The organism is Mitsuaria sp. 7 (genome assembly GCF_001653795.1).
GTDB lineage: Bacteria > Pseudomonadota > Gammaproteobacteria > Burkholderiales > Burkholderiaceae_C > Roseateles.
This window is the reverse complement of the sequence record NZ_CP011514.1, coordinates 4,524,663-4,550,269: the sequence shown is the minus strand read 5'-3', so window position 1 is coordinate 4,550,269 and position 25,607 is coordinate 4,524,663. Positions and strand designations below refer to the sequence as shown.

The following is a 25,607-nucleotide window of genomic DNA, read 5'->3' as shown; positions in this document are numbered from 1 at the left end:
GGCCGCTGGCCCTCACCCCTGCCCTCTCCCGCAAGCGGGAGAGGGAGCAAGAGGGCTTCAGCGCTTCGCCGAGAAGCGCTTCGCCACGAAGCGCCAGATCATCGCCGTCGCATCCGGCCCGGTGGGATCGCTGAACGGCTCCTTCGCGGTGCCGCCGCTCCATGCATGCGCGAGGCCGTCGATCTCGACGAGCGACACCGCGACCGTGCTGCCCCGCTTGAAGTCGACGATCGTCATCGGCAGCCGCTTGCCGCGCTGCACCCGGCGGTCGTGGACCGTGGCGGCGCCGGCGGCGAGCGCCCATTGGCGTGCCGCCTCGAACGCATTGGCGGCCGCCACGACGCGATCCTGATTGCCCTGGATGACGAGGAGCGGCGGCCATGCCGTGCCGCCTTCCACGGTCGCGGCTTCCGCCCGCCCGCGCATCGCGCGCAGCGCGTTCGTCGCCGAACTCGCCAGCCCCGGCGGCACGCCCGAGTGCATCGCGACCGCGCTGAAGCGCTCCGGATGCATCGTCGCGAGCAACGCGGCCATGCCCGCACCGGCGGAGAGCCCCACGATCGCCACGCGCTCGCGATCGGCGCCGTGAAGCAGGCAGACCTGATCGATCGCGGCGAGGATCAGTGCGGCCTCGGCCTGCGCGCGGCCGGACTCGGTGTCGAACCAGTTCCAGCAGCGCTGCGGATTGGCGAGCCGGCTCTGCTCCGGATACAGCACCAGGAAGCGCTCGCGCGCGGCGAGCCGGTTCATCCGCGTGCTGCGCGCGAAGCCGGCCGGCTCCTGCCCGCAGCCATGCAGCATCACGACCAGCGGCGGGCGCTCACCCGCAGTCAGCCCGGTGGGCCGGAAGAGCTTGAAGCGCCGCATGCCCGCGCGCCCGGTCGCCAGTCCGGACAGCCAGTCCCCGAGGCTGGGCGACGGATGCGGCGGCGTTTTCTTCAGCCCGGGCACGGCGTCCTTCGTCGCGTCGCGGGCGGCCTTCGTCGCGGCACGCACGACCTGACCCGTCACGGCGCGCAGGCCCTTGTTCCAGGCCTTGCGGAGGGCGGCGGTGGACGAACGTCTGACCATGGAGAAAATCGTTGGACCGCCCCATTCTGAGGCCTGACCGTGTCGGCGCAGGGATCCCTACCGTTTGACACAACGATACGGGGCTTTAACGCCGTGTGGACCCGAGGCCTGTTGGAATGACACGCACACGGATTGCCGGACCTTGCGTCATGACCGTTGTTCTCCCTACGCCTTTGCGCTGGTCCCTCGAGGACCTGGACCTGTCCCGCATCGAGCCCGACCGCGTGCGCGGGCACGATGCGCTCTTCCTCCTCGTGTGCAGCGCCTCGTTCATCGAGAGCGGCAGCGACATGTACACGCGCAACCTCATCGAGCACTTCGCCGACGATCCCGAGGTCGCCGCCTGGCTGCGCGATCACTGGGAGCCGGAGGAGCTGCAGCACGGCGCCGCGTTGAAGGCCTATGTGCGTCACGTGTGGCCGGGCTTCGACTGGGAGTCGGCCTACGCCGGCTTCTTCGAGGAGTACGCGCGGCTGTGCACGATGGACGAGCTGGAGCCCACGCGCGGCCAGGAGATGGTGGCGCGCTGCATCGTCGAGATGGGCACGACGACCTACTACCAGGCGCTGCACGAGGCCACGGACGAGCCGGTGCTGCGCGACCTGTTCTGGCGCATCCGCTGCGACGAGGTGCAGCACTACAAGAACTTCTTCGCCTTCTTCCGCAAGTACCGCGAGATCGAAGGGCTGCATCGCGGCCAGGTGCTGGCGGCCCTGGTGCGTCGCGCGTTGGAGCTGCGCAAGGAGGACGCCTCGATCGCGTTGAGGCATGCGGTGAACGGGCGTCTGCGCACCGGCGCTGTCGACGGCGGCCCGGCGCCCATCGCCAACGCCGAGCAGCTGACGAAGGATGCCATCCAGCTCGTCAGTTCGAACGTGCCGATGGGTCTGGCCGTGCGCATGACGCTGAAGCCGCTGCTGCTGCGCCCCGGCGTGCAGCGTGTCGTCGAGCGTCCGCTCGCCGCGATCGGGCGGCGCGTGCTGCTGACCTGAGCGCAAGGAGTCCGTTGCACTGCCACCGCCTCTGGCCCTCACCCCCACCCTCTCCCGCAAGCGGGAGAGGGAGCGAGAGTGCACCGCGCTGACCGGATGACTCCCTCTCCCGCTTGCGGGAGAGGGCAGGGGTGAGGGCCAGCAGCCTCCGCAGTCAGAGGACGTCGGCCCTTTTCACAGCGACAGGGATTCTCACTCTACAGTGCGTTCGTCCGACCGCTGCCCGGTGGTCGCGCGCAGGAGCATCCCGATGAATCTTTCCCGATGGGCGGTCCCCGCCTCCTACTTCAGCATGGTGCTGGGCCTCACCGGCCTGGGCAACGGCTGGCGCGTGGCGGCGCGCCTGTGGGGGTTCCCGGCCTGGATCGGCGAGTCCGTGATGGCCGTCGCCGTGGCGGTGTGGGCGGTGCTGCTGGTCCGATTCGCGATCAAGTGGATCGCGGTCCGCGAGGCCGCCAAGGCCGAAGCCGCGCATCCCATCCTGTGCTGCTTCATCGCCCTGGTGCCGGTGGCCACGATGCTCGCGGGCATCGGCGTTCTGCCGCATGCGCACGGCGTGGGCATGGTGCTGATCCTCGCGGGCGCCGTGACCGCGCTGCTCTTCGGGCTGTGGCGCCACGGCGGCCAATGGCGGGGCGGTCGCGACGAGAAGACCACGACGCCGGTCCTCTACCTGCCGACGGTCGGCACCAACCTCGTGTCCGCGATCGGCCTGTCGGCGCTGGGCTGGCCGAGCTGGGGGCAGCTGTTCTTCGGCGCCGGCGTGCTGGCCTGGATCGTCCAGGAGTCCATCATCCTGGGCCGCCTGCTGACCGTCGAGCCCATGCCCCTGGCACTGCGGCCGACGATCGGCATCCAGATGGCGCCGCCGGCGGTCTCGCTGCTGGCCTACGCCGCGGTCACCGTCGGTCCGCCGGACGTGTTCGCCCGCATGCTGCTGGGCTACGCGATCGCGCAGGCCTTGATGGTGCTGCGGCTGATGCCGTGGATCCGTCAGCCGTTCACGCTGTCGTACTGGGCCTTCACCTTCGGCGCGACGGCGATCTCCACCGGCACGATGCGCTTCGCCGAACGCGGCGACGATCCGGTGTTCACGACGCTCGCGCCGGTGCTCTTCGCGATGAGCAACGTGGTCATCGTCGGCTTGTCGATCGCGTCGGTGGTGTGGGCGCTGCGGGCGAAGCCTGTCACTCAGGCGCTGGCACAAAAGGCGCCCGTGGCGCCGTGATGGACCGGCTTTACAGCTTTGCGTCCCCTTAGGTGATTTCCAGCAAGTCGACGCATCCCAGCGGGTCTTCCCGGCTCGCCAGCGCGATGGCCAGGTTGGCCTTGGCTACCAGCTCAAGCGGTTTCAACTGCTGACGTAGTGTCCATGGGTGATCCGATCCATCCCCGCCCCGGCAAGCTTGGAGACAGTGCGCAGGCTTGCCGTGAGTGCCACGCTATCCAAGCGCGCGCCATGGAGGATGAGGTTGCGCTGGCGATACAGGCGATGAAATGCATCGCCAATGGAGTCCCTGATCGTCTGGAGCTCAGGGCCTGGATTGCCGAGCAGCTTGCTGAGCCGTGCAACGGCCGCTTGATCTGCCAGCGAGGGCAACTGCGGCATGCGTCCTTCCAGGATCATCCTGGCGACCAGTCGGGAACGCTCCCGATTGACGTTGACCCCTTGCAGCTCTTGAGTCGAGTCCGGATGCTTGCGTTGTGCCCGATACGACAGGGCGGTGAGTTCAGCTCGCGGGAAAGAGCAGGTGACTAGCGTCGCCAGGTTGTCCGCTGCGAGAGCCCGATCATTGGGATCCGCCAGCAATCCTTCGATGGCGGCCCAACCGCCGGCGACGGCTGCGGGCGGTGAACTCCCCTCAAGATGTGCAAGCAACTCGAGTGCCGCATCGACGTTCTGATTCGCCTCCGAGGAGAACACCCGGTCCTCGCGGAACAGCTCTTTCACGCCGACCCCACGCGACGCCTACCTCATGGGCGCCGGCGTTGGGCTTCCGGCCACCCAAAGCAGGGGAAAGCGGTTCAGTGTCTTGCCGGTCGCGATCAATGCCCGCGCGGCATATCGGTCGACAGTATCACGCGCGGCTTTCGCCGCCCCCACGACATCCCTGGCCATCACATCCAGCACCATCGCAACGGGCGCTCGCACGTCCGCAGTGTCGAAGTCATGGGCTTGTAGCCACGCAGGAACCTCCGGTCCGCGCAGCCAGTTCGCTGGCACGCCATTGCGCAGCTCTGGAATGCTGGTGAACGCGAGCAACACCTGGAACGGACGTCGCGGGCTCGCGGCCATCTCTCCGGCGAGTTCTTCACACAACTGCGCCAGTGTGATTGGCGACTCCGCGCCGAGTCGTGCGCGGATGAAGTCGTTCAGATACTGCTCCGCAAATCCCGCATCGAGAAGATGGGCTGCCACGCTTCGGGCGAAATGCTCAACGGTAAACCTTCCGCTCCCGCTGGCGATCGTTCGACTCCAGCGCAGCAGATAGTCCTTGGAAGCGCGGGACGAAAGCTCGCGGATGCCAAAGTGAGCGGCGCCATCTGCGCGAGGCACTTGCCGGACCTGTTCGCGGAGAAAGACTTTTTCCGACTCGGAGAACGCCGGGTGAACGCCTACCCGTCGCTGCAGCGACGATGCAATGCGCTTGATGGACGCTTCGCTGAGATGGCCCTGTCGCAAGGCCTCGCATGCTTCGAACAGTTCATCCATCGCCAGCACGATGCCGATGCCCCACAGTGATCGATGCCAGGGCATGCGGTCAGAAAGGAACTCCAACAGGCGGCCCACTGCGACCCGTTCCAGCGGATTGACGGAGGTAAGCATGCAACTTATTATTCTTCTTCGGGCAACACGTTTGACCCACCCTCTAGCGGGGCACGACCCAAGCGGAAGCCGCAGTCTGACTGCTCAATCCAACTGGCTCACGCCCCCAGTTCCAAGAGGCCCCGCAGTGCGGGGCCTCTTTCTTTTTGCGCTCACAAAAGTAGGTACGCAAACATTTGTGGGATGCCCCAGCGTTGAGCGACCTCAGCGTGGCGGGCGGTCGTCGAACGGCGCGAACACCTCCGCCACCCAGTCGACGAACAGCCGCAGCTTCGCGCTGAGGTGCCGCGACGCCGGGTAGACGACGTGCAGCGGATGACGCGGCCGGGTCCAGTCGTCGAGGACGGTGCGCAGCGCGCCGGTCTGCAGATGCGGCGTCGCCGCGAAGCGGAAGGTCTGGCCCAGCCCCGCGCCGGACAGCAGCGTGCTGAGATGCGCGGTGCTCTCGTTGACGGCCATCACCGCTTCGCCGGCGATCTGGAGGCGCTCGTCGCCGCGGTGGAACTCGAGTGGAAACGCCCGGCCCGTCAGCGACGAGAAGTAGCCCGCGATTGCATGGCCCGGGACGCGTGCTCGGTCAGCAGGTCCATGCGCACGTGCGGTCAACTCGGACGGATGCTTCGGGACGCCGCGCGCCTTCAGATAGACCGGGCTGGCGCAGGTGACCCAGTCGAGGTCCGCGATGCGTCGCGCGACCAGCGTGTTGTCCGCCAGCTCGCCGCCGCGGATCACGCAGTCGACGCCTTCGCTGATGAGATCGATGTGGCGGTCGCTGACGCCCAGGTCCACGTGCAACTCGGGATGCCTCGCGCGGAAGTCGGGCAGGGCGGGGATGAGGATCATGTTCGCGAGGATCGAGCCGACGTCCACGCGCAGCCGGCCGCGCGCCTGCGCACGCGTCTGCGCCGCGAGTTCATCCATCTCCGCGAGATCCTCGATGAGACGCCGCGCGCGCTCGTAGTACGCGGCGCCTTCGGGCGTGACGCTCACGCGTCGCGTCGTGCGCTGCAGCAGCCGCGTGCCGAGGTGGCGCTCCAGGTCTTGCACCAGCTTGGTCACGGTCGGGCGCGGGATGTTCATCGCGTCGGCGGCTTTCGAGAACGCGCCTGATTCGGCGATGCGCACGAAGACGCGAAGGGCTAGCAGCTGGTCCATTGATCGATCTCCCGCGCCTTGAGTCGGCAACGCTCCTCGGCGTCGAGGTCCTGATTATTCAGGATTGGGAAAAAAGAAGTCGAGTTCGACGGCTTTATTCGGATTCGACGAATTCTTAAGCTTCGCTCACCTCTTCACCACTTCCTGAATGGAGCGAATCATGAGCAAGCAACTTGAAGGCAAGGTCGCCGTCGTCACCGGCGGCACCACGGGCATCGGCCTCGCCGCGGCGAAGGCCTTCGCGTCGGAAGGCGCGGTCGTGTACATCACCGGCCGTCGCAAGCCGGAACTCGACGCCGCCGTGGCGGCGATCGGCCCGAACGCGATCGGCGTGCAGGCGGACTCGACGAAGCTGGCCGATCTCGACCGCCTGTACGCCGAGGTCGGCGAGCGCCACGGCCATCTGGACGTGCTCTATGCCAATGCCGGCGGCGGCACGATGGCCGCGCTGGGCGAGCTGACCGAGCAGCACGTCGACGAGACCTTCGAGCGCAACGTCAAGGGCGTGATCTTCACCGTGCAGAAGGCGCTGCCGCTGCTGGACAAGGCGATCAGCGGCGCCTCGGTGATCCTGGCCGGCTCGACGACGAGCTCGATGGGCACGGCCAACTTCAGCATCTACAGCGCGACGAAGGCGGCGGTGCGCAACCTGGCGCGCAGCTGGATCCTGGACCTGAAGGGCCGCGCGATCCGCATCAACACGCTGTCCCCCGGCCCGATCCACACGCCGGGCCTGGTGGAACTGGCCGGCCCCGACCCGGCCAACCAGCAAGGCCTGCTGGACTACCTGACCTCGCAGCTGCCGATCGGCCGCATCGGCCAGCCGGAGGACATCGCGAAGGCGGCGGTCTACCTGGCCTCGGACGCCTCGTCCTTCGTCACCGGCATCGAGCTGTTCGTCGACGGCGGCATGGTGCAGGCCTGAGCGAACGGGGGCCGCAGGCGCGGCCCCCGCTCAGATCTCCGAGTCCCACGGCTTCGACAGCCGCATCGCGCAATTGATGATGCCCACCATCGAGTAGGTCTGCGGGAAGTTGCCCCAGAGCTCGCCGGTGACCGGGTGGGTGTCCTCGGACAGCAGGCCCACGTGGTTGCGCGAGGCGAGCAGCGATTCGAACAGCTCCCGCGCCTGCTCGACGCGGCCGATGCGCGCGAGCGCGTCGATGCGCCAGAACGCGCAGATGTTGAACGAGGTCTCGGGCTTGCCGAAGTCGTCGGGCGCCTCGTAGCGGCGCATGTAGGGGCCGTCGCAGAGCGACGCCTCCAGCGCGTCGACGGTCTTCACGAAGCGGGGATCCATCGGATCGATGAAGCCGACCTCGGTCATCAGCAGCACGCTGGCGTCGAGGTCCTTCCCGCCGAAGCTCTCCACGAAGGCCTGGCGCTGCTCGCTCCACGCGTTGTCGAGAATCTTCCGCTTGATGAGGTCGGCGCGTTCCGCCCACAGGGCCGCGCGCTCCGGGAGCGCGAGCACGTTCGCGATCCTGCCCAGGCGGTCGCAGGCGGCCCAGTTCATCAGCACCGACGAGGTGTGGACCCGCGCCCGCGTGCGCAGCTCCCACATGCCGGCGTCGGGCTTGTCATGGATGGCGAAGGCCTGTTCGCCGGCGCGCTCCAGCAGCGCGAATTCATCGATGCCGGCGCGCTGGTGCAGCCGGTGGTCGAAGAAGGACTGCGCCGAGCCCAGCACGATGTTGCCGTAGACGTCGTGCTGGAAATGCTCGTAGGCCTGGTTGCCCGCGCGCACCGGGCCCATGCCGCGGTAGCCGCGCAGGTGCGGGACCATGTACTCGGTCAGCTTGGCCTCCAGCCCGATGCCGTAGAGCGGCTGCACGTGGCCGTCCTTGGACTGGCCGATGATGTTGCGCATCCAGCGCAGGTAGTCCTCCATGGTGCCGGTCTCGGACAGGCTGTTGAGCGCGCGCACCACGAAGAAGGCGTCGCGCAGCCAGCAGTAGCGGTAGTCCCAGTTGCGCTGCGTGTGCGGCGCCTCGGGCACGCTGGTGGTCATCGCGGCGACGATGGCGCCGGTCTCCTCGAACAGGCACATCTTCAGCGTGATGGCGGCGCGGATCACCGCCTCCTGCCACTCGAGCGGGATGGCGAGCCGGCGCGTCCAGTCGCGCCAGTAGCTGATGGTCTTCTCCTCGAGCAGCCGCGCGGTGTCCTCGACGGCGCGGTCCAGCGTCTCATCGGGACCGAAGATGAAGCTCATCGGCATGTCGAGCGCGAAGGGCGTCTCTTCCTGCACGTAGGTCAGCGGCGCGTTGGTGGTCAGCCGGATGGTGCCTTCCGGTCCGACGAAGCGCAGGTGGTTGCTGCCGCGGGTGCGGGTCGGATGGGCGGAGCCCCATTGGATGACGGGCCGCAGGATCACCCGGATGCGCGGATGGCCCTGGATGGGGCGCATGCGGCGCACCAGCATCATGGGGCGGTAGGGGCGGTCGTTGAGGAAGAAGCGCGGCATGAAGTCGGTGACTTCGATCGCGTTGCCGTGGGTGTCGTAGAGCCGGGTGCGCAGCACGGCGGTGCCGTGGTCGTAGGACTGCTCGCTGCGCGCAAAATCTTCCAGCTCGACCTGGAAGGTGCCGTCAGGCCCGATGCCGTCGGGGGAGTCGATGAGCGCGTGGAAGACGGGGTCGCCGTCGAAGCGCGGGGCGCAGCACCAGACGACGCGGGCGCGGTCGTCGATCAGCGCGCTGACTGCGCAGTTGCCGACGAGGCCCAGTTTCAGAGAGGCGGCTTCCATCGATCCTCCTTGTTCGTCTTCTTGCGATGTTGCACGGACGGGAATCGGACAGCGGGCAAAGACCGTTCCCGAAGCAGGACATCGGAGAAACCGAAGTGCGCCCTCCGCGCCGCCGCTCACGGCTCGATACGATTCCGTTTTTCCGAGACAACGACATGGGGAGAGCGGGATGATGGGGATCGCAAGGACGGTGGTGGGTCTGGGGCTGGCGGCATTGCTGGCGGGCTGCGCGGGGACCTTGCCCACGGCGGTGCGTCAGGAAGACCAGGCCAAGGTGCAGCGCATCGGGGTGATGTCGCTGCTCGGGAACGAATTCCGGGGTCGCGCGGCCGCGACCTTCAGCAACACGCGATATACCGCTTGGGATGTGGCCGACTGGCAGGTCGACCGCCGGTTGGCCGAGCGGACAGTCGCGATGCTGTCCGTACGCAAGGACTTCACGGCGGTGGTGCTGGACCGGACGTCCTTGAAGGACTCGCCGTTGAGCCGCGAGATCCCGCCGGACGTGTGGACGGAGGCGCAGGCCAAGGGCGTCGACCATGTGCTGCTGTTCCGCGAAAGCGTCAACGACAACCACCGGCCGATCCGCCCGGGTTACGGCCTGAACGAGCTGTCCATCCTCGGCGACCTGGAGAAGTGCGTGTACCTCGGCTATGCCGTGCAATTCCTGGATGTGCAGTCCCGCAAGGTGGTGGCCTGGAAGTCGGGCTGGCCACGGATGTGCGATCGCAAGGACGACGACACCGACCTCGCGCTGAAGGACCGGCGCGAGGACTACAGCCCGCAGGAACAGCAGCAGCTCAAGGAGCGGCTCTGGCGGCGCATGGACCTCACGCTGGCGCATAGCTTGGATGAGCTGGACCTCGTGCCGGCGGCGCCGACGCGTTGAGGAGCCGTCATGCGGGCCCGCGAGTACATCGACGCTCTGGTGCGAATCCACCCGGACCTCGCCCTGGCGGACGTACTCGGTGCTGACGCCGCGCTCCTCGTGCGCATCCGGGAGTTGCCGGTCGGCTTTTCGTGGGAGGACGGTGCGGCAGACGGGTGGTATCTCCTCGAGGACGGCGAGGGCTGGAATCTCCGATGGCAGGAGCGGGGCGCGGCCGTGCTCGGGAAAGCGTTCAAGTCGCTTGCTGAGGCGATCGCGTGGGCCTTCCAGGAGCGTTTGATCTAGCCGCATCGCACGAAGGTCTTCTTCATCGCGTCTCCTCAAAGCCGGCTCGGGATGAGGCCAGGAAACTTAGGCGATGGCGATCGGAAGCCCTGCCCCTGACTTCGCAGCGCGGGCAGGAGTTAACCTGTCTTTCACGGCAACCTCATCAAGGTGAATGACATGGCGCTGAGCCTGCACTTCCATCCGCTCTCTTCGTTCTGCCACAAGGCGCTGATCGCGTTGAACGAGCTGGACATCGAGGTCGAGCGGCGCTTCCTCGATCTCGGCGATGCGACGCAGCGGGCGGAGTTCCTCGCGCGCTGGCCGACGGGGAAGATGCCGCTGCTGGTCGACGGCGACCGCGTGGTGCCGGAGACCAGCGTGATCATCGAGTACCTCGCGAAGCGATATGGACGGCCGGATCAGCAACTGGTGCCGACCGATGAGGACGCGGCGCAGGAGGTGAGGTTGATGGACCGGCTGCTCGATCTCTACGTGATGCTGCCGATGCAGGCGATCGTCGGGGACCGGCTGCGCGCGGAAGCAGACCGCGATCCGATCGCGGTGAACAAGGCGCGCGGCACGCTGGCGATGGCGTATGGGATGTTGGAGGAGCGGCTCGCCGACCGCGAGTGGGCCGCGGGCGAGCACTTCAGCATGGCGGATTGCGCGGCGGCACCGTCGCTGTTCTATGCGGCGACGCTGGTGCCGTTCGGGGAATCGCAGCGGCGGCTGGGGGCGTACTTCGGGCGGTTGATGCAGCGCCCGTCGGTCGTGCGCACGCTCGACGAGGCGAGGCCGTACTTCAAGTTCTATCCGTATCGGGAAGGGTTACCTGAGGCGTACTCTCCTTAACCGTCCACCTTGTGCGCCAGGTACCTCAGCAACGGAAAAATATGAACGAGAGAAAGTGCCGTGGCGTTCTTAGGCTCTGACTGAATCGCGTCTAGGAACTCCAGATCATCACTGAGATTTCCAACCTCTAGCTCAACAGGAGACTTGCGAAGATTGAAAAGATCGGGGAACGGAACCTCCCAGTAAAGATCTTCGTCAAGCTCAATATGGTCTTTGCCAAGATTCTCCGCGATGTGGCGCAAAGCGGCGTCAACGGCCACCCTTAGTTGATGAATATCGATGGACTTACTTTTTTCCATGCTGCCTCTCACATACCTCAAGCTGACGTTGGAAATTCTCGATCTGCCCCTGCAGACTCTTAAGACGTCCGTTGATGATCTTGTTGTATAGCTCCATGTCGTTGCTCTCGAACGCTGCGGCCAGTACCCCTTTGTTATCGCCGGCGCTGGGATTCTTAACGTACTCATCGTACTTCCGTCGGTGATCTGCAAGCTGATCTCGAAGACCCTTGCAAGGGTCTTGATTGCCAGCGTTGGGCGGGCAAGCTTTCCATTCCTCGCTTGCTCCGCCTGTTTTCGACCTCGACGACGAATCGTGCTGGGATGACCACCACAGCCCCCCGATGATCGTTGCCTCGGGAAGGAAGGGGAGCGCTGGGATCAGGCAGATGGGACAGAGTCCGAGCTGATCGCTCAGTTGAGTTGGTCGTCCACTCACGTAGCTGAACGTGTTGAGACCTCCTGCAAGCCCTATAGGGTCTGATTGTGTGTATCGCCCCAGTGTGGAGTCATAGTCCCGGAAGTAGTTGTAGCTCAGCCCCGATTCCTTGTCGAAGTACTGACCGGGGAAGCGCAGGTTGACGACGAGGTTCTCAAGCGAGTTGGGGATCGTCTCTGCCGCCGTTGTCCCGAATGGCTCGGCGATCCAGCGCCAGCGGACGTCTCCCGCGGCGTTCACGATCACGCGCGGTGTGTTGAGGTGATCCGAGTACGCGTAGTAGATCCGCGGCTCCGTTGTCGACGAGTTGGTCAGCACCGCGATCAGCGTGTTGCCCAGCCAGACGAATTCCTGCAGCGCGCCGCCTGAGCTGTTGTACTCGCCGAGGAGCTGTCCGTTCGGGTCATACGCGAAGTGGGGTCGGGACGTGCCTGTCACCTTGCGCACGCGTTGGCCGCCAGCGTCGTAGTTGTAGGTCGTGGTGACGCCAGCGCTCGTGAGCGTGGCCAGACGGTTATCGAGCCCGTACGTGGTCGTGTAGCCGAGCCCGGTGTCTGTGAGCGTGTTGCCTGCGGCGTCGTGGGTGAAGCTGCGTACCGGGTTATCGATACCGGTGAGCCGGTTGCTCGTCGTCGCGGTGGTGTAGTTCCGCGCCGCGCCGTTGAGCGTCATCCCAGTCCGGTTGCCGTTGGCGTCGTAGCCGATGGTCCAGGAGTTGGCCGGCGTGATGATGCTGGTCAGGCGACCGAGCTCGTCGTACCCGAAGCTCTGGTTCATCGCCTGCGCTTCAGCCGTCACCGCTCCAGTTGCCGCGTCCAGGTGCGTGTAGCTGACGATGCGATCGGCGGCGTCGTAGGTGATGTCGCGCACCACGCCGTTCAGCGGGTAGCGGACAAGGCGCCCATACGTGTCGAAGACCCGCTCGATCGTCTTCGGTCCTGCCGTCAGCTGGATCTGCCAGCTGCTCATCGGCCCGAATGGATCCCACTGGACATTGGTGATCAGCGGCTTGGCGGTGCTGACCGCATCCTTGGCCAGCGTCATGCCGGTCATGAAACCGTCTTGATACTGAATCGTCAGCAGTCGGCCCGACGGATACGTGATGGAGGTGACGTGGTCCGCGCGGTCGTAGCCGTAGCGCGTGGTGAGCACCACGCCGCCAACGCTTTGAATCACGGTGATGAGCCGACCCTTGATGTCGTAGCCGTATTTCGTCGTTGTCGAGGGGCTGACTGCCGTGGTCAGACGTTTGGTGCCTATGCCGAAGTCACCGCCCGTCTGGTCATAAGTCCACGAGTAGTTCTGCGCCGCCTGCCCGCTCTTCGTGTAGATCGCCGATGTCATTCGGTCGAGCGGGTCGTAGACATAGGTCGCCTGAACGCCGCGGCTGTCGGTCCGGGTGAGCAGGTTTCCATTGGGGTCGTACGTGCTGTTGGCGGTGCCCGTGTCAGGACTCGCCAGCTGCGTGAGATCACCGAGCCCGTTGCGCTGATATGAGGTCACGAGGCTGCGCGGATCGGTGACCTGCTTCAGCTGATCAATGCCGTCGTAGCCCAGCTGCGTCACGCCGTTACGGGCGTCCGTGCTGGTCTTGACCCGGTCCAGCGGGTCGTAGGCATTGGTCGTCGCGAAGCCGAAGCCGCTCACGCCCTTGGCCTTGATCACCTTGGTCGGATTGCCCTTGGCGTCGTACTCGTAATCGGTGACCGGTGGGGGTGATACCGGCGGAGGCGGCAGCGTCGCTGCATGGGCGATCGATCCGGCTGAGCCGATCACGGCGATAAACGCGGTCATTGCGGCCGCGAGCTTGCTCCGGCACTGCAGGTGCCTCTTGATTCCATGCATGACTTACTCCCTCCCCGTCGTCTGTTGTGCCCGACCCAGCGCATCGAACGCGCGGCTCATTGACCGCTTGAGCGCGCCCTGCGGGTCCTTGGCGATTTCATTGGTCTTGTTGCCGCTCTGGTCGAGCGTGTACTCGACGCGATTGCCCCGCGTGTCGGAGGCCGCGACCAGTCTGTGCGCATCGTCGTACTCGTAGTTCACCGCGCTGCCGTCTAGCTGAGACGACTTCTTGAGTAGGCCTGTTGGCCAGTACTCGTAGGTGCTGGTCGAATCCGCCGTCGTCACCGATGTCAGTCGCTGACGCAGGTCGTAGACGTAAGTCGTCGTGCTCGTGTTGGCGTCGACGACCTCCAGCGGCTTGCCGTAGGCGTCGTAGCGCAGGAAGCTCGTGATCTGGCCGACAGCGTTCTGCGACGACTTCAGATCGCCCTTGGTGTGGTCCGCCGTCGTGTCGGTGTAGTACTCATTGACGACGACGACATTCCCGCGCGGATCACTCTCGGTCAAGACCTGACCCGTCGCGTTGTAAGTCCAAGCGGTCGCACGGGCTGGCACACCGGACTGGAGCACGGCGTTGAAACCGAGAGCCCCCGTCTCATCGGTCGTCGCGTGCTCCACGCGCTTGCACAGCACGACGATGGGCTTGCCGTCCGGCAGCTTCGCGTCCGCCGGCGCACAGCTGGCCACGGCGTTGCCGTTGAACGGATCCGGCTGACCGTTGTAGACCAGCGTGGTGATGCGACGCGGCTCCGCCGTCTTCGTCGCCATGCGCCAGTCGGGATGCCATTGCGAACTAACCTTTCGCGCTCCGGCGGGTAAGGTCGCCCCCGTGCTCAACACCGGTGCGCACGCTGCGCCCGAGGCAAGGCCCTCGACCCGTGACGACTCCAGGTGTCGCACCGGGATGTTGGCGTGGCAGGTCTGTCCACCGTTGAAATCGGCCCGACGACTGACATTGCCTTCCGTGTCGTAGTCCAAAGTCGAACTCGCCGCCTCGCAACCCGAGCCGGCCGGCTGCGACAGCCCCTTCGTCACCGTGGAGCCCGCAATCTGCTGGCTGGCGACGCCCGTCGTTCGACCATCCGGTCCTGTGACATTCGCGCTCACCGCCTGCAGCACGTCCAGCCGGCGAGTGGTTCGACTGTTCGGGATATCGTCCGTGAGCGTCAACGTCCACTGCGGCGGTGTCGGCCACGAGACCTGCCACCGCTCCCCGTTGCTGCCGGTGGCCGTCGAGACGGCACGACCCTCCGAGTCGTAGGTGTAGCTGCCATGAACATCGCCCGCCTCATCGACCAGCGAGGTGATGGCCCAGGTGTGGGCCGCATCCTCATAGCGATAGCTGCGCGACGTGTTGTCAGGATGTCCGATGGAGGCCAGGCCGCCGAACACGCCGTATTGGAATGAATGCCGTCGACCGCCCGCGTCGATCACCGATTTCACGCGGACCGTCGAAAAGTAGTAGGGATCCGGCTCGTACTCAAAGCTCAGCATCCTCCCCGTTTCATCGCGCACTGCGGTGATGACGCGCACGCTCATCGTTCCGCCCTCCTTGGCCAGCACGCCACCGTAGAGATAGTCCAGATACCGTCCGTCGGCATAGTGCACGCGCGTCAACTCCGGCCTCGAATCGCCGACATACCGTTCGACGGCTGAGGCGCTCGTGTCGTAGTAGTTCCAGCTTGTTTCGTTGCGGACGAAAGTGGCCTTGTCCAGCTCCAGCGGTGTTGAGGCCTGATCTCCGAAGGATTGGAAGGACTTCGACGTGCCATCGCCGCGCATGAAGATCGGCGTGTAGAGGCTGCCATTCATCATCACGCGCTTGAGCAGATTGGCTTGCCATAACCTGCCGAAGGTGGCGGGCCCGCCTGGATACCTGTCAATGAGCAGGGCGGCGTCGCGCGGGGCATAGCTGAGGACCAACTCATGCCCGCGGCCCCAGCCCACGATGCGTTCACGTTGTGACTTGAGACCGGTCAGGATGCCGATCGGATTGCCGCGTTGCGGCGTGCACGTATTAGCCGGCCGCTCGTCGAGCCACCTCATGCAGCGGTTCAGGTCTGCGCGCCAATTGCTGTTCAAGTAGGCACCGCAGTCCATCGTCATGTCGAAATACTTGTTGGTGACGGACGACGTGGTGTTGCCGCTGACCTTGTAGAACACCTTTGTCAGGATCGAGTAGCTGCATTGGTGGAGGGGATAGGGCAGCACGTCGTGAAACCCCGCTGGCTGGCAAGGTCCTGGGGAAACAGTGCTTGTTTCCACGTAGTCGGAATTCTCTAGAGGCTTCTCGATGATGGGTTTCACCGCTGCCCACAGCGCCTCCTTCAAGGCTTCGGGTGTCGGATAGCACCCGGGCAAGCCGCCCGCCACGCGCAGCGATCGCGAGACGAAGTCGAAGGTGTTCCAGAGCTTGTGGCAATCGGTCGCGAAGACCGGTGTGGCGCCGGTCAGCGCCATGAACGCGAAGAGGGCGTTCCGTTGAATGGACATGATGGAGGACTCCCGATGGCATCGAAACGACGACAGGGACTCTCATGCAAGCCACAACGGCGCACGCGCGGATAACCGGCCAGCGTCTTTGCGCCATGAGCCGGATCACCTCTCTCCCTGATCAGCGCCGCGATTCTGCAGGACTTGCCGCCTGGCTGCTACCAACCTTTGGGGGGGCGCTCCGGCGCGCGATCGTCACCCGGACGTCATCTGTGCCAGGACTTGCCTGTTCTCAGGTGGGAGGGACGATTCATTCCTCGATCCACCGCAATGCCGGCTCCGCGATCGCCACCTGCACGACGCTGCCCGGCGCGATCTCGGCATCCTCATGCCTGCGCCACAGCGTCAAGGTCTGGCCTCCCGGCCCTTCGAGCTCGCACGCCACGCGTTGCTGCCCGGGATAACTCGCTCGCAGCGTCGCGGTGAAGCGCAGCGCCTCGCATGAAGCGTCGCTGTCTGCGTGACCGGCATCAAGCACCAGCGCCTCCACCGGTGCGATCCAGTGCCCGCCATCGCGGCGCCAAGCGCCGTCCAAGGTCCTCGCGTCCAGCCGGTTGAAGATCCCGAGGAAGTCCGCCACCCGCCGGTTCGCCGGCGCGCGCCGCAGCTCGCGCGGCGACGCGCATTGCGCGATGACGCCGTCGAACATGACCGCCACGCGGTCGGCGATCTCGAACGCCTCCTCGCGGTCGTGCGTGACGATCACGCAGCTCTGGCCGAGCTCGCGCTGCAGCTGCCGGAACTGCCGCCGCAGCGGCAGCCGGAAGTGCTCGTCGAGCGCGGAGAACGGCTCGTCCATCAGCAGCAGCATCGGCCGCGTCGCCAGCGCCCGCGCGAGCGCCACGCGCTGCCGCTGGCCGCCCGAGAGCGCCTGCGGCAGCCGGTCCGCCAGCGCGCGCAGGTCGATGAGATCGAGCAGCTCGTCCGCCCGCTTGTCGGCGAGCGCCGCTTCCTCGCCGCGCGCCAGCGGGCCGAAGCGGATGTTCTCCCTCACCGACAGATTCGGGAACAGCGCGTAGTGCTGGAACACCATGCCGATGTCGCGCTGCTGCGGCCGCAGCGACTCCACTTCCTGGCCCGCCATCGCGATGGACCCGCGATCCAGTCGCTGCAGCCCGGCAATCGATCGCAGCAAGGTCGTCTTGCCGCAGCCCGAGGCGCCCAGCAATGCGACGACCTCGCCACGCGCGAGCGTCAGGTCGACGCCGCGCAGGACCGGTCGCCCGCCCAACGCGAGTTCCGCGCCGCGGACCGCGAGTTGCGCCGGCAGGTCGGTAGCCAGGGAAGGCGAAGCAGCGGTCGGAGCATCGGTCGAATTCATCGCACGGAGGTCGTTGAAGTGAGACGGGAAAGCGAAGCAGTGGCGAGGCGAACGCTCATCGGTCCTGCGCGCCCGAAGTCCAGCGGCGGGTGAGCGCGGCGACCGCCGCGACCACCGCGCCGACGCCGGCGAAAGCCAGCACCATCAGCGCCGCCGCCTGGTGGCCGTTGGCGTTGCGCAGGCTGTTCATCAGCGGCTGCAGGAGCTCCAGCTGTCCGCCGAGCAGCAGGTTGGCGATCGCGAATTCCATCGCCGCCGTGACCCACGCGAGCAGGAACGCGGCGAGCAGCGCCGGCGCCAGCATCGGCAGCAGCACGCGACGCACCGTGTGGCCGTCGCTCGCGCCGAGCGTGCGGCCCGCCTCGATCAGCGAAGCGGCGTTCAGTTGCGCGAGCGCCGATTGCAGCGTCTTGTGGATCAGCGGGAACAGCGTCGGCGCGACCACCGCGACGTAGACCAGCGGCAGCGGCAACCAGCCGCCCCAGCGTCCGACGAACAGCTCCAGTGCGCAGATCGCGATCACCACCGGGGCGATCGCGAAGGGCAGCAGCGCGACGAGGTCCAGCGTGCGCTGCAGTCGTCGTGCGGCCGGGCCGTCGTCGAGCTGCACCGCGAGCGCCGCGGGGATCGTCGCCAGCGCGCCGCAGACCAGCGCCAGGGTCGCACTCGCCAGGGCGAGCAGCGTCGTGCGCAGCACCGCGCCCTGCACGCGCGGATCGACGACGGCATCGACCATCCAGCGCAGCGTCGGATCTTCCGGCCACCAGTGGCGATCCCATCGTCCGGTGAGGCCGTAGATCAGCAAGGCCGTCATCGGCACGAGCACCACGATCAGCAGCGCCGCCAGCGCGAAGGCAGAGATCACCGGGCGGTTCGTGGTGGAGGTCGATGCGGCGCTCATGCGCGGCCCGTCCGAAGGCGTGCCGAGAGCCAGCGCGTCATCCCGATCACCGCCGCGAGCATCACGAACAGCACCAGCGCCAGCAGCGCCGACAGCTCGGGCTGCGCAAAGATGTCGCCGCTCACGAGCGAGGCGATGCGCACCGCGAGCACGTGGGCGGCCGTGCCGCTCAAGGCGAACGGCGTGGCGAACGCGGCCGCCGCATTGGCGAAGAGCAGGCCCAAGACTTCCACCAGGCTCGGCAGCATCAGCGGCAGCCCGACGCGCCGCCAGTACAGCACCGGCCCCGCGCCCAGCGTGGCCGCCGCGTCCTGCAGCGAGCCGTCCAGCATCTTCACCGGCGCGATGAGCAGCAGCGTGGCCAGCGGCGCCTGGAAGCAGACGTACGCGAGCAGCAGACCGTCCAGGTCTTGCAGGGCGATCCACGGCGCGAGCCCGGCGGCTTGCATCGTCGCCGTCACCACGCCTTGCGCGCCGAAGAGCAGCAGCAGTGCGACCGCGAGCGGCACGCCGGAGAAGTTCGCGCCGAGGCTGGCGAGCAGCGTCACCGAAGACTCGAGCTTGGGGACTCGCAGCAGCGCGATCGCCGCGCCGAGCCCGAGGGTGAGGCCGATCAGCGCGGAAAGCGTGCTCAGCCACAGCGTGTTCCAGGCGGCTTCGACGTAGTAGCCGTCGGCCGTCAGCTCGCCGATGGCGCAGCCGCTGCCTTGGCCGATGCAGTCGCCGAGGAGGGCCACGGCGCGCCAGCCGAAGGGCAGCAGCAACGCGGCCGCCGTCAGCAGCAGCAGGGGCCCGGCGAGGCGCGTGGCGGTCCGCGCGTTCAGGCTCATGCGGGCGCGCCTCCCGTGGCGTCCTTGAGGCCCAGCCGAGCCAGGATCCAATCCGCGATGCCGGTCTGGCGCTCGGGCAAGTCCAGGCCCACCGCGCCGTCATGCGGCACCCAGACCAGCGGGACCTCGCGTTCGACCGGCAGCGGCCCGCCGTGCATGCGGTCGGCGTTCATGCCGTGGTCGCTGGTCAGCAGCAGGTCGAAGCCGTCCGCGTGCCAGCGCGGCAGCAGCTGCGCGAGCAGCATGTCGAGCTTGCGCGCGCTCATCGCGTACTGCGTCGATTCGCCGCCGTGCACATGACCCGCGAGGTCCGGCCCCATCGGATGGATGAACAGCAGCGACGGGCCTTGCACCGGCAGGTGCGCGCGGCGCAGCGCTTCGGCGTCGGCGAGCAGGTGGCTGTCGGGGTAGTCGTCTTCCCAGTACCAGCGCGCCGCCTGGATGCCGCAGCCGGCCGGCACCGCGTCGCGATGCTGCAGCGGATCGAAGACCTCGCCCGCCAGCAGCTCGTAGAACCAGTGGTAGGCGGCGACCGCCGCCGGCACGCCCTGCGCGTCCAGGCGCTGGAACAGGTGACGCGCGAGCTGCTGCCCTGCCTGCCCGTTGCCGAGGATGCCGTGCGTCAGCGGCGGCTCGCCGTTGATCACCGTCGCGTAGAGCGGGCGCGAGAGGCTCGGCAGCTCGCAGCGCAGCGAGCGCCATTGCGCGCGGCCCGCCTCGTTGAGCGCCTGCAGGTAGCCCATGTAGTCGCGCGCGGTGTCGGCGCGCAGACCGTCGGCCAGCAGCACGACGAGCTTGCGCGCCGGATCGGCCGCCTGCGCGATGGCCGCGGCCGCTTCGGCCACGGCATCGATCGACGATCCGGACGTGGACGACGTCCCGGCCTGCGCTGCGCCCGAGATCGCGTCGGCCGTCGCTGCGATGCCGGAGGTGGGGTTGACGCCCGGGTTCATCGCGCCGCTCCCAGCACCTCGCGCTGCCACGCGCGCGGCAGCTTCTTGACCTCTTCGGTCCATACGGCCGGCTTCAGCGCGCGCGCCTTCGCGTACTGCGCCTCGGGCACCAGCAGCGCCTTCAGTTCCGCGGGCAGCGGCAGCTGCGCGATGCGGATCGGCCGCGCGTGGCCGCGTGCGAGGTTCATCTGGCCGGCGTCGCTGAAGATGTACTCCCTCGTCAGCATCGCCGCGTTCGGCCGCTGCGACCAGCGGTTGAGGATCGTCGTGTAGCCGCTGGTGATCGAGCCGTCCGAGGGGATCAGCACTTCGTAGTCCGCCGCGTTGGGCAGCTTCGCGCGGTAGGAGAGGGCGTTGAAGTCCCACAGCAGGAAGACGTCGGCTTCGGCGCGCTCCATCAGCGCGGGCGTCGCGTTGGTGCCGATCAGACGCTTGTCCTTCGCGATCTGCGCGAAGGCCGTCAGCGCGGGCTGCAGCTTCGTCTCGTCGCCGCCCAGCGCCACCGCCGCCGCGAGCACCGCCGCATTGGACTGCGCCGCGCGGCCGACTTCGCCGATCATCACGCGCGCCTTGGAGGCGAACAGCGCCTGCCAGCTCCGCGGCACGTCCTTGACCCGCTTGCGGTTCACCGCGAACGCGATCGTGCCGGTGTAGGCGAGCGCCCAGTGCCCTTCGGCATCCTTGGCCCAGTCGGGCACCTGCGCCCAGGTCGTCGGCTTGTACGGTTGCGTGATGCCGCGCGCCTTCGCGATCGCGCCGAACTCGAACCCCACGTCGCCGATGTCCGCGCTCGCGTTGGTCTTCTCGGCCTCGATCTTGGCGATCTCCTCGGCGCTGCTCATGTCGGTGTCGACATGCGCCAGGCCGTAGAGCCGCTGCAGGTCGGCCCAGGTCGCGCGCCAGTTGGCCCAGTCGTCGGGCATGCCCAGGCTGTTCACGCGGCCTTCCTTGCGGGCGGCGGTCATCAACGCGTCCAGCGCGATCGACGCCGGCTGGCCGCCTTGCGCCGAGGCATCAAACGCAAAAAGCCCGAGCGAGGCGGGCAGGAGGGTGGGCAGGGCGCCGGGCACGAGGGCCGGCAGCGAAGCGGGCAGGGTCCGCAGCAAGCTGCGTCGGGACAAGGTCATGCGGTCTTCTCCTTGGCCGGGAAACGCAGGCCCGACAGCGTCAGTTCCTTCGTCACCTTGGCCTTTCCATTCACGTCGCACAGCGCGAAGCGCAGGCGAAGATCATCCTCCCCTTCGGTGACAGGCTCGACATCGAGCACCCCGAAGTTCAATTCCGCCATCACCGCCGAGCGCCGGTTGCGGTTGGGCGTGGGGATGTCCCACACCTCGGTCAGGCCGCTGGAGGTCGCGTCCCACAGCGGATAGCCGCCGTCGACCGCCACGCTGGACATCTCCGCGTAGTGCATGTCGCCGCTGAGGAAGACGACGCCTTCCGCGCGCGTCGTGCGGATCAGCTCGACCAGCCGCGCGCGTTCCCGCGGGAAGTTGGCCCAGCCTTCCCAGCCGCTGCCGTCCGCCGCGAACTGGACGCTGGAGCCGATCAGCCGCACGTCCGCCGGCACGCGCAGCTGCGCTTCGAGCCAGGTCCATTGCGCCTCGCCCAGCAGCGTGGCCTCGGGCCGCGCATCGGGCACGTACCAGCCCGTCATCGGCTGTCCGCTGAGCTTGGCGCGCAGCACCATCGCCGCGTAGCTCGACTTCAGCGACGGGTCCGCCGTCAGCATCGTGCGGTTGAAGCGCAGGTCGGGCAGGATGACCTGGATGCGCTTGCCGAGCGCCTCGAAGACATAGCTCTGGTAGATGCCGTCCGCGCGCCGGCGCGGCGAGTCCGCCGGCTCGTTCCACGCATCGCAGAACAGCTGCTGCGAGAGCTGCTTGAGCGGGTAGTCCGCGCCTTCGTCGTCGTCGCCGAAGTCGTGGTCGTCCCAGATCGCGACGTGGCGCGTGGAGCGCCGGAACGCCTGCAGCGGCTCGACCGCCATGAACTCGGCATACCGCTGGCGCAGCGTCGCCTCGTCGCGCGCGTCGGCGTACAGGTTGTCGCCGAGGAAGACGAACAGGTCCGGCTTCGCCGCCCCGATCGCGCGCCAGATCGGCTGCGGTTTGGACTGCTTCGCGCAGGAGCCGAAGGCGACGCGGAAACGCCGCGTCGCCTCCGCGTCCTTCGCCGAAGACACCGGCGTGTCCGCGGGCGTCGGCGTCGCGCAGCCCGCGAGCGGGACCGCCAGCGGCGTGGCCAGCGATCCCGCCAGCAGCAGCTGGCGGCGCGTCAGGCGGGAGGCGCGCGTCATGAGGCTCAGAACTTCCCGGTCAGCGTCACGAAGAACTGACGCGGCGCGCCCGGCAGCAGCGTGGCGTAGCTGCCCGTCGGATCGCTGTTCGTGAAGCCGTTCGAGCCGATCGTCGAGATGTAGTGCTTGTCGAACACGTTGGTCACGCTGCCCTGCAGGCTCAGCTCGCGCAGCATCGACACGTTCTTCAGCTTGTAGCCGGCGCTCAGGTTCACCAGCGTGCGGTCCGGGACCGAGGCGTCGTTGGTGTACGAGTAGTAGCGCTTGGACATGTAGTCCACGCCGATGTTGCCGAACAGCGCGCCGTCGTCGTAGCCCAGCTGCGACTTGATCATCGTGTCCGGCGCGTCGGCCACGCGCTTGCCGCGGATGGCGATCGTCGTGGTGCCGCTGACGACGTCGTCGCGGTAGGTCGACTTCGACAGGCTCACGCTGTTGTACCAGGTGAGCGTCGGCGCCAGGCGGAACGAGAGCGCCCCTTCCACGCCGGTGGCGCGCACGTCGCCGACGTTGGACAGCGCGACCGGGTTGCCCTGGATGCCGGCGCCTTGCTGGACGCTCAGCAGACGGTTCTTGAAGTTGACCAGGTAGGCGCTGACCGATCCTTCGTAGCCGCGGCCGCTGGTACGCCAGCCGGCTTCGACGGTGTCGGAGGTCTCAGGCTTCAGGCTGCCCTTGATCGCATCGAAGCCGGCGGCGCTCGTCGCGAACGGCGAGGTGCCGGTGGCCGCCCCCTGGTAGGCGCGCATGTTGCGGGCCAGCGTGCCGTACAGCTCGTTGTTGGCCGACAGGCGGTAGTTGATGCCCAGCTGCGGCAGGAAGCCCTTCTTGGCGCTGATCGAGCCCGACGGCATGTCGGTGCCGACTTCCCGCTGGCCGTCGATCTTGACCTTCAGCGCCTTGAAGCCGGCGCCGACGGTCAGGTCCTTCGCGACCGACCAGGTGTCGGACAGCGAGAACTGCGAGGTCTTGGTGTTGAACGCGTACTGCCACTGCGTCAGGAACGGATTGCTCGGGAACTGGTAGACGCTGGTGCCGGCCGAGGCGGCGTAGAAGCGGCGGGCCTGGTCGAAGTCGTTGTCCTCGAACCAGACGCCGGCCTTGATCAGGTGGTCGCCGAGGTCGAACTCCGCGTTGGAGACCACGCCGCCGCGCTTGATGCCGTACTCGGTCGTGCGCACCGAGATCGGCGTGCCGTCCGGCGAGGCCTGGTACGGCGTGAACCACAGGCCCATGCCCTTGTTGTGGTGGTAGTAGGCGGTCGTCTTCCAGGTGATGTTCTGCGCCAGGCGCAGGTCGGCGGAGACGCCGTAGAGCTCGTCGTTGCGCAGGCCGGCGCCGGCGTAATACTGGTCGTCGCAGGCGGCCACGTAGGTGGTGCCCTTGTTGCCGCACAGCGTGTTGGCGGCGTTCACCGCGGCATTCCAGTCCGGGTAGAAGTTGTCGAGCTTGTCGCCCTTGCGCTTGATCAGGTCCAGCGACAGATCCTGGTAGTCCACTTCCTTGCGGCGCGAGGTGTTGATGAAGGCCGACAGGCGGCTGTCACCGATCGCCTTGGTCCACTTCAGGTTCCACTGCTCCTGCTTCTGCTTGCCGTCGCCCTTCCACTTGTCGGCGTCCTGGTTGGTGTAGCTGACGTAGAAGTCGCCCACCACGGTGCGGCCGCTGTCGACGCGCAGGAAGGTGCGGGCGGCGGAGTCGCTGCCGACGGTCTGCGAAGCGCGGAAGCCGAACTTGTCCAGCGGGTCGCTCGAATAGAACTGCAGCGTGCCGCCCAGGTTGCTGGACGAGGCCGCTTCCAGCGCGCCGGCGCCTTGCGACAGCGAGGCGCGGCCGACGTTCTCGCTCGAGATCGCGCGGCTGATGTGCAGGCCGTTGAAGTTGCCGTAGGACATGTCGCCCAGCGGCACGTCGTCGAGCGTGAAGCCCAGCTGGTTCTGCGAGAAGCCGCGCACGGTGAAGCGGGTCGACCACTCGTAGTTGCCCAGGCCGTCGGCGGACTGGAAGTTCACGCCGGGCAGGCGGGCGACGGTCGCCAGCGGGCTGCTGCCGGCCAGGGCGTTGTCGAATTCGGTCTGGCTCAGGCTCTGCACGGAACGCAGCTGGCCGCGGCCGACGGAGACGGTGACGCGCTCGAGCTCGGAGCGCTCGGAAGAAGAGGAGGTCGAGGCGGCCGTCGTGTCGGCGGACGTCGCGGCGTCGGTCGATTGGGCGGCGGCGGGGACGACGTAGGCCAGGCTGAGGGCCAGGACCAGGGCGGTGGGCATCGGGTGCTTCATGGTGGGGACTCGGTGCGTTGAGGTGTCGGAAGAGCGTCGGTTTGACTAACGAACGGACCGCACTGTCACAACCGTCCACGACAAGACAACGACAAACACGAAAAACCACAGCCGGTTTCGCCTGGGGTGCTGGATATCCACAACATCACAAATAAATCCTCAAACTGTCATGAAGGCGCTGCGTGGATTTGGGTGAATGCGAAGTCCGGTGACGGCTGAACCCATCGACAGGGATGCGACGGGCGACGCACCGGCAGGGAGAACGAGCGATCCATGTGGTCCCAGGAACGACACGACAAAATCCTCTTGCTGCTGCGGGAGCGGCATCGCCTCACGACGGACGAGGCGGCGCGTGAGCTCGGCGTGTCGCGCGAGACGGTGCGGCGCGATCTGATCGAGCTGGAGCAGGGCGGCAAGCTCGCCCGCGTGCACGGCGGCGCGGTGCAGTCGGAGGTGCCGGCCGAGGCCAGTTATGCGGAGCGCGCGCAGTCGCGCCGGCGGCAGAAGCAGGCGATCGCGCGGCAGGCGATGTCGCTGGTGAAGCCGGGGATGAGCCTGTTCATCGATGCGGGATCGACGACGCATGCGTTGGCGCAGGCGCTCGCGCAGGCGCAGGAGCTGCGGGTGATCACGAATTCGGTCGCGGTGTGCGACGCGATGGCCGGGCGCCAGGGGCACGAGCTGCTGATGCTCGGCGGGGCGTATGTGCCGGAAACCTCAGGGACCTTCGGGGAGTTCACCGTCGCGGAGATCGCGCGGCATCGCGTGGACATCGCGTTGATCTCGCCGACGGCGCTCGACGCGCGGCAGGGGGCTTCAAGCTACCTGTGGGCGGAGGTGGCCGTGGCGCAGGCGATGCTCGCCCGGGCGCGGCAGCGTGTGCTGCTCGCGGATTCCAGCAAGCTCGGGCAGGGCAGCCGGATGCAGGTGTGCGATTGCGCCAATATCGATGTGCTGGTCACCGATAACGAAGCCGACCCTCAGGAGCTGGATCGGCTCACCCGCGCCGGCGTGGCGCAGGTGATGTTCTGAAACCGCCCACCTGATGAGGCCGGGCGTTGGCCGCCGAGGCATGAGGCCCCGGAGTCAAGCTCCGAAACCTCACGCCTCACCGTCCCCAACCACTGTCTCACTCCCGAGGTTTTGCTACCGAGGGCTGCGGGACAG

22 protein-coding genes are annotated in these 25,607 nt (G+C 67.2%); 7 read left to right on the top strand and 15 right to left on the bottom strand.

The features are described 5' to 3' along the window. Positions 1 to 57 precede the first annotated feature (57 nt). Positions 58 to 1,071, bottom strand: coding sequence for a PHB depolymerase family esterase (locus ABE85_RS19930; RefSeq protein WP_067278683.1), 1,014 nt, complete (start codon positions 1,069 to 1,071; stop codon positions 58 to 60). Between the two features lie 149 nt (positions 1,072 to 1,220). Here ABE85_RS19930 and ABE85_RS19925 point away from each other — a divergent pair, with 149 nt between their 5' ends. Next, on the top strand, positions 1,221 to 2,063 hold the full coding sequence (locus ABE85_RS19925) for a ferritin-like domain-containing protein (RefSeq protein WP_067278679.1): 843 nt from the start codon (positions 1,221 to 1,223) through the stop codon (positions 2,061 to 2,063). A 250-nt stretch (positions 2,064 to 2,313) separates the two neighbouring features. Further along, entirely contained in the window at positions 2,314 to 3,291 is a 978-nt protein-coding gene (tehA, locus tag ABE85_RS19920; protein WP_067278676.1) for a dicarboxylate transporter/tellurite-resistance protein TehA, read from the top strand. 123 nt (positions 3,292 to 3,414) lie between these two features. Here tehA and ABE85_RS28100 read toward each other — a convergent pair whose 3' ends face one another. From ABE85_RS28100 to ABE85_RS19905, 3 genes are all read right to left on the bottom strand, one after another. Next, a complete protein-coding gene (locus ABE85_RS28100) occupies positions 3,415 to 4,014 on the bottom strand; it encodes a hypothetical protein (protein WP_067278673.1) in 600 nt (199 codons plus the stop codon). 18 nt (positions 4,015 to 4,032) lie between these two features. Continuing rightward, on the bottom strand, positions 4,033 to 4,890 hold the full coding sequence (locus ABE85_RS28095; RefSeq protein ID WP_067278671.1) for a hypothetical protein: 858 nt from the start codon (positions 4,888 to 4,890) through the stop codon (positions 4,033 to 4,035). Positions 4,891 to 5,094: 204 nt separating this feature from the next. Next, on the bottom strand, positions 5,095 to 6,045 hold the full coding sequence (locus tag ABE85_RS19905) for a LysR substrate-binding domain-containing protein (RefSeq protein WP_067278667.1): 951 nt from the start codon (positions 6,043 to 6,045) through the stop codon (positions 5,095 to 5,097). Between the two features lie 160 nt (positions 6,046 to 6,205). On the opposite strand from ABE85_RS19905, the gene ABE85_RS19900 reads away from it, so the two are divergent. Then, positions 6,206 to 6,970 (top strand): SDR family NAD(P)-dependent oxidoreductase, encoded by a 765-nt coding sequence (locus ABE85_RS19900; RefSeq protein WP_067278664.1) that lies wholly within the window; start codon positions 6,206 to 6,208, stop codon positions 6,968 to 6,970. 30 nt (positions 6,971 to 7,000) lie between these two features. Here ABE85_RS19900 and ABE85_RS19895 read toward each other — a convergent pair whose 3' ends face one another. Further along, complete coding sequence (locus ABE85_RS19895; RefSeq protein ID WP_067278656.1) at positions 7,001 to 8,794, bottom strand: glycoside hydrolase family 15 protein; 1,794 nt, start codon at positions 8,792 to 8,794, stop codon at positions 7,001 to 7,003. A gap of 169 nt (positions 8,795 to 8,963) precedes the next feature. Here ABE85_RS19895 and ABE85_RS19890 point away from each other — a divergent pair, with 169 nt between their 5' ends. The 3 genes from ABE85_RS19890 to ABE85_RS19880 all read left to right on the top strand — a co-directional run bounded on the left by ABE85_RS19890 (position 8,964) and on the right by ABE85_RS19880 (position 10,802). After that, positions 8,964 to 9,683, top strand: coding sequence for a hypothetical protein (locus ABE85_RS19890; protein ID WP_067278654.1), 720 nt, complete (start codon positions 8,964 to 8,966; stop codon positions 9,681 to 9,683). A 9-nt stretch (positions 9,684 to 9,692) separates the two neighbouring features. Continuing rightward, a complete protein-coding gene (locus tag ABE85_RS19885) occupies positions 9,693 to 9,968 on the top strand; it encodes a hypothetical protein (protein WP_067278653.1) in 276 nt (91 codons plus the stop codon). 159 nt (positions 9,969 to 10,127) lie between these two features. Then, positions 10,128 to 10,802, top strand: coding sequence for a glutathione S-transferase family protein (locus ABE85_RS19880; RefSeq protein ID WP_067278648.1), 675 nt, complete (start codon positions 10,128 to 10,130; stop codon positions 10,800 to 10,802). On the opposite strand, the gene ABE85_RS19875 is transcribed toward ABE85_RS19880, so the two are convergent. The 10 genes from ABE85_RS19875 to ABE85_RS19830 all read right to left on the bottom strand — a co-directional run bounded on the left by ABE85_RS19875 (position 10,799) and on the right by ABE85_RS19830 (position 24,428). Then, complete coding sequence (locus tag ABE85_RS19875; RefSeq protein ID WP_157522670.1) at positions 10,799 to 11,101, bottom strand: hypothetical protein; 303 nt, start codon at positions 11,099 to 11,101, stop codon at positions 10,799 to 10,801. The genes ABE85_RS19880 and ABE85_RS19875 overlap by 4 nt on opposite strands. Next, positions 11,088 to 13,364 carry an RHS repeat domain-containing protein gene (locus ABE85_RS19870; protein ID WP_082938786.1) on the bottom strand — a complete coding sequence of 759 codons (2,277 nt, stop codon included), beginning with the start codon at positions 13,362 to 13,364 and terminating at the stop codon, positions 11,088 to 11,090. The genes ABE85_RS19875 and ABE85_RS19870 overlap by 14 nt, the downstream gene beginning before the upstream one ends. Positions 13,365 to 13,367: 3 nt before the next feature. Next, the gene (locus tag ABE85_RS19865; protein ID WP_067278638.1) at positions 13,368 to 15,857 is read right to left on the bottom strand and encodes an RHS repeat domain-containing protein; all 2,490 of its coding nucleotides are present in this window, start codon (positions 15,855 to 15,857) and stop codon (positions 13,368 to 13,370) included. Positions 15,858 to 16,107: 250 nt separating this feature from the next. Further along, a complete protein-coding gene (locus tag ABE85_RS19860; RefSeq protein ID WP_067278635.1) occupies positions 16,108 to 17,178 on the bottom strand; it encodes an ABC transporter ATP-binding protein in 1,071 nt (356 codons plus the stop codon). 55 nt (positions 17,179 to 17,233) lie between these two features. Then, on the bottom strand, positions 17,234 to 18,079 hold the full coding sequence (locus ABE85_RS28090) for an ABC transporter permease subunit (protein WP_067278632.1): 846 nt from the start codon (positions 18,077 to 18,079) through the stop codon (positions 17,234 to 17,236). Beyond that, a complete protein-coding gene (locus ABE85_RS28085) occupies positions 18,076 to 18,909 on the bottom strand; it encodes a hypothetical protein (RefSeq protein WP_067278628.1) in 834 nt (277 codons plus the stop codon). The genes ABE85_RS28090 and ABE85_RS28085 overlap by 4 nt, the downstream gene beginning before the upstream one ends. Beyond that, the gene (locus ABE85_RS19845) at positions 18,906 to 19,862 is read right to left on the bottom strand and encodes an alkaline phosphatase family protein (protein ID WP_197507084.1); all 957 of its coding nucleotides are present in this window, start codon (positions 19,860 to 19,862) and stop codon (positions 18,906 to 18,908) included. The genes ABE85_RS28085 and ABE85_RS19845 overlap by 4 nt, the downstream gene beginning before the upstream one ends. Further along, positions 19,859 to 20,989 carry an ABC transporter substrate-binding protein gene (locus ABE85_RS19840; RefSeq protein ID WP_082938784.1) on the bottom strand — a complete coding sequence of 377 codons (1,131 nt, stop codon included), beginning with the start codon at positions 20,987 to 20,989 and terminating at the stop codon, positions 19,859 to 19,861. The genes ABE85_RS19845 and ABE85_RS19840 overlap by 4 nt, the downstream gene beginning before the upstream one ends. Continuing rightward, positions 20,986 to 22,161: an alkaline phosphatase D family protein gene (locus ABE85_RS19835; protein ID WP_082938783.1), complete on the bottom strand. Its 1,176-nt coding sequence runs from the start codon at positions 22,159 to 22,161 to the stop codon at positions 20,986 to 20,988. The genes ABE85_RS19840 and ABE85_RS19835 overlap by 4 nt, the downstream gene beginning before the upstream one ends. A 5-nt stretch (positions 22,162 to 22,166) precedes the next feature. After that, entirely contained in the window at positions 22,167 to 24,428 is a 2,262-nt protein-coding gene (locus tag ABE85_RS19830) for a TonB-dependent receptor (RefSeq protein ID WP_067278626.1), read from the bottom strand. Between the two features lie 285 nt (positions 24,429 to 24,713). Between ABE85_RS19830 and ABE85_RS19825 the strand changes: the two genes are divergently transcribed. Further along, positions 24,714 to 25,472, top strand: coding sequence for a DeoR/GlpR family DNA-binding transcription regulator (locus tag ABE85_RS19825; protein ID WP_067278623.1), 759 nt, complete (start codon positions 24,714 to 24,716; stop codon positions 25,470 to 25,472). Positions 25,473 to 25,607: the final 135 nt, after the last annotated feature.

Bases quoted from the DNA above. Each gene is read 5' to 3' on its own strand.
- ABE85_RS19930 (WP_067278683.1), bottom strand. From the start codon at position 1,071: ATGGTCAGACGTTCGTCCACCGCCGCCCTCCGCAAGGCCTGGAACAAG.
- ABE85_RS19925 (WP_067278679.1), top strand. From the start codon at position 1,221: ATGACCGTTGTTCTCCCTACGCCTTTGCGCTGGTCCCTCGAGGACCTG.
- tehA (WP_067278676.1), top strand. From the start codon at position 2,314: ATGAATCTTTCCCGATGGGCGGTCCCCGCCTCCTACTTCAGCATGGTG.
- ABE85_RS28095 (WP_067278671.1), bottom strand. From the start codon at position 4,890: ATGCTTACCTCCGTCAATCCGCTGGAACGGGTCGCAGTGGGCCGCCTG.
- ABE85_RS19905 (WP_067278667.1), bottom strand. From the start codon at position 6,045: ATGGACCAGCTGCTAGCCCTTCGCGTCTTCGTGCGCATCGCCGAATCA.
- ABE85_RS19900 (WP_067278664.1), top strand. From the start codon at position 6,206: ATGAGCAAGCAACTTGAAGGCAAGGTCGCCGTCGTCACCGGCGGCACC.
- ABE85_RS19895 (WP_067278656.1), bottom strand. From the start codon at position 8,794: ATGGAAGCCGCCTCTCTGAAACTGGGCCTCGTCGGCAACTGCGCAGTC.
- ABE85_RS19890 (WP_067278654.1), top strand. From the start codon at position 8,964: ATGATGGGGATCGCAAGGACGGTGGTGGGTCTGGGGCTGGCGGCATTG.
- ABE85_RS19885 (WP_067278653.1), top strand. From the start codon at position 9,693: ATGCGGGCCCGCGAGTACATCGACGCTCTGGTGCGAATCCACCCGGAC.
- ABE85_RS19880 (WP_067278648.1), top strand. From the start codon at position 10,128: ATGGCGCTGAGCCTGCACTTCCATCCGCTCTCTTCGTTCTGCCACAAG.
- ABE85_RS19875 (WP_157522670.1), bottom strand. From the start codon at position 11,101: ATGGAAAAAAGTAAGTCCATCGATATTCATCAACTAAGGGTGGCCGTT.
- ABE85_RS19870 (WP_082938786.1), bottom strand. From the start codon at position 13,364: ATGCATGGAATCAAGAGGCACCTGCAGTGCCGGAGCAAGCTCGCGGCC.
- ABE85_RS19865 (WP_067278638.1), bottom strand. From the start codon at position 15,857: ATGTCCATTCAACGGAACGCCCTCTTCGCGTTCATGGCGCTGACCGGC.
- ABE85_RS19860 (WP_067278635.1), bottom strand. From the start codon at position 17,178: ATGAATTCGACCGATGCTCCGACCGCTGCTTCGCCTTCCCTGGCTACC.
- ABE85_RS28090 (WP_067278632.1), bottom strand. From the start codon at position 18,079: ATGAGCGCCGCATCGACCTCCACCACGAACCGCCCGGTGATCTCTGCC.
- ABE85_RS28085 (WP_067278628.1), bottom strand. From the start codon at position 18,909: ATGAGCCTGAACGCGCGGACCGCCACGCGCCTCGCCGGGCCCCTGCTG.
- ABE85_RS19845 (WP_197507084.1), bottom strand. From the start codon at position 19,862: ATGAACCCGGGCGTCAACCCCACCTCCGGCATCGCAGCGACGGCCGAC.
- ABE85_RS19840 (WP_082938784.1), bottom strand. From the start codon at position 20,989: ATGACCTTGTCCCGACGCAGCTTGCTGCGGACCCTGCCCGCTTCGCTG.
- ABE85_RS19835 (WP_082938783.1), bottom strand. From the start codon at position 22,161: ATGACGCGCGCCTCCCGCCTGACGCGCCGCCAGCTGCTGCTGGCGGGA.
- ABE85_RS19830 (WP_067278626.1), bottom strand. From the start codon at position 24,428: ATGCCCACCGCCCTGGTCCTGGCCCTCAGCCTGGCCTACGTCGTCCCC.
- ABE85_RS19825 (WP_067278623.1), top strand. From the start codon at position 24,714: ATGTGGTCCCAGGAACGACACGACAAAATCCTCTTGCTGCTGCGGGAG.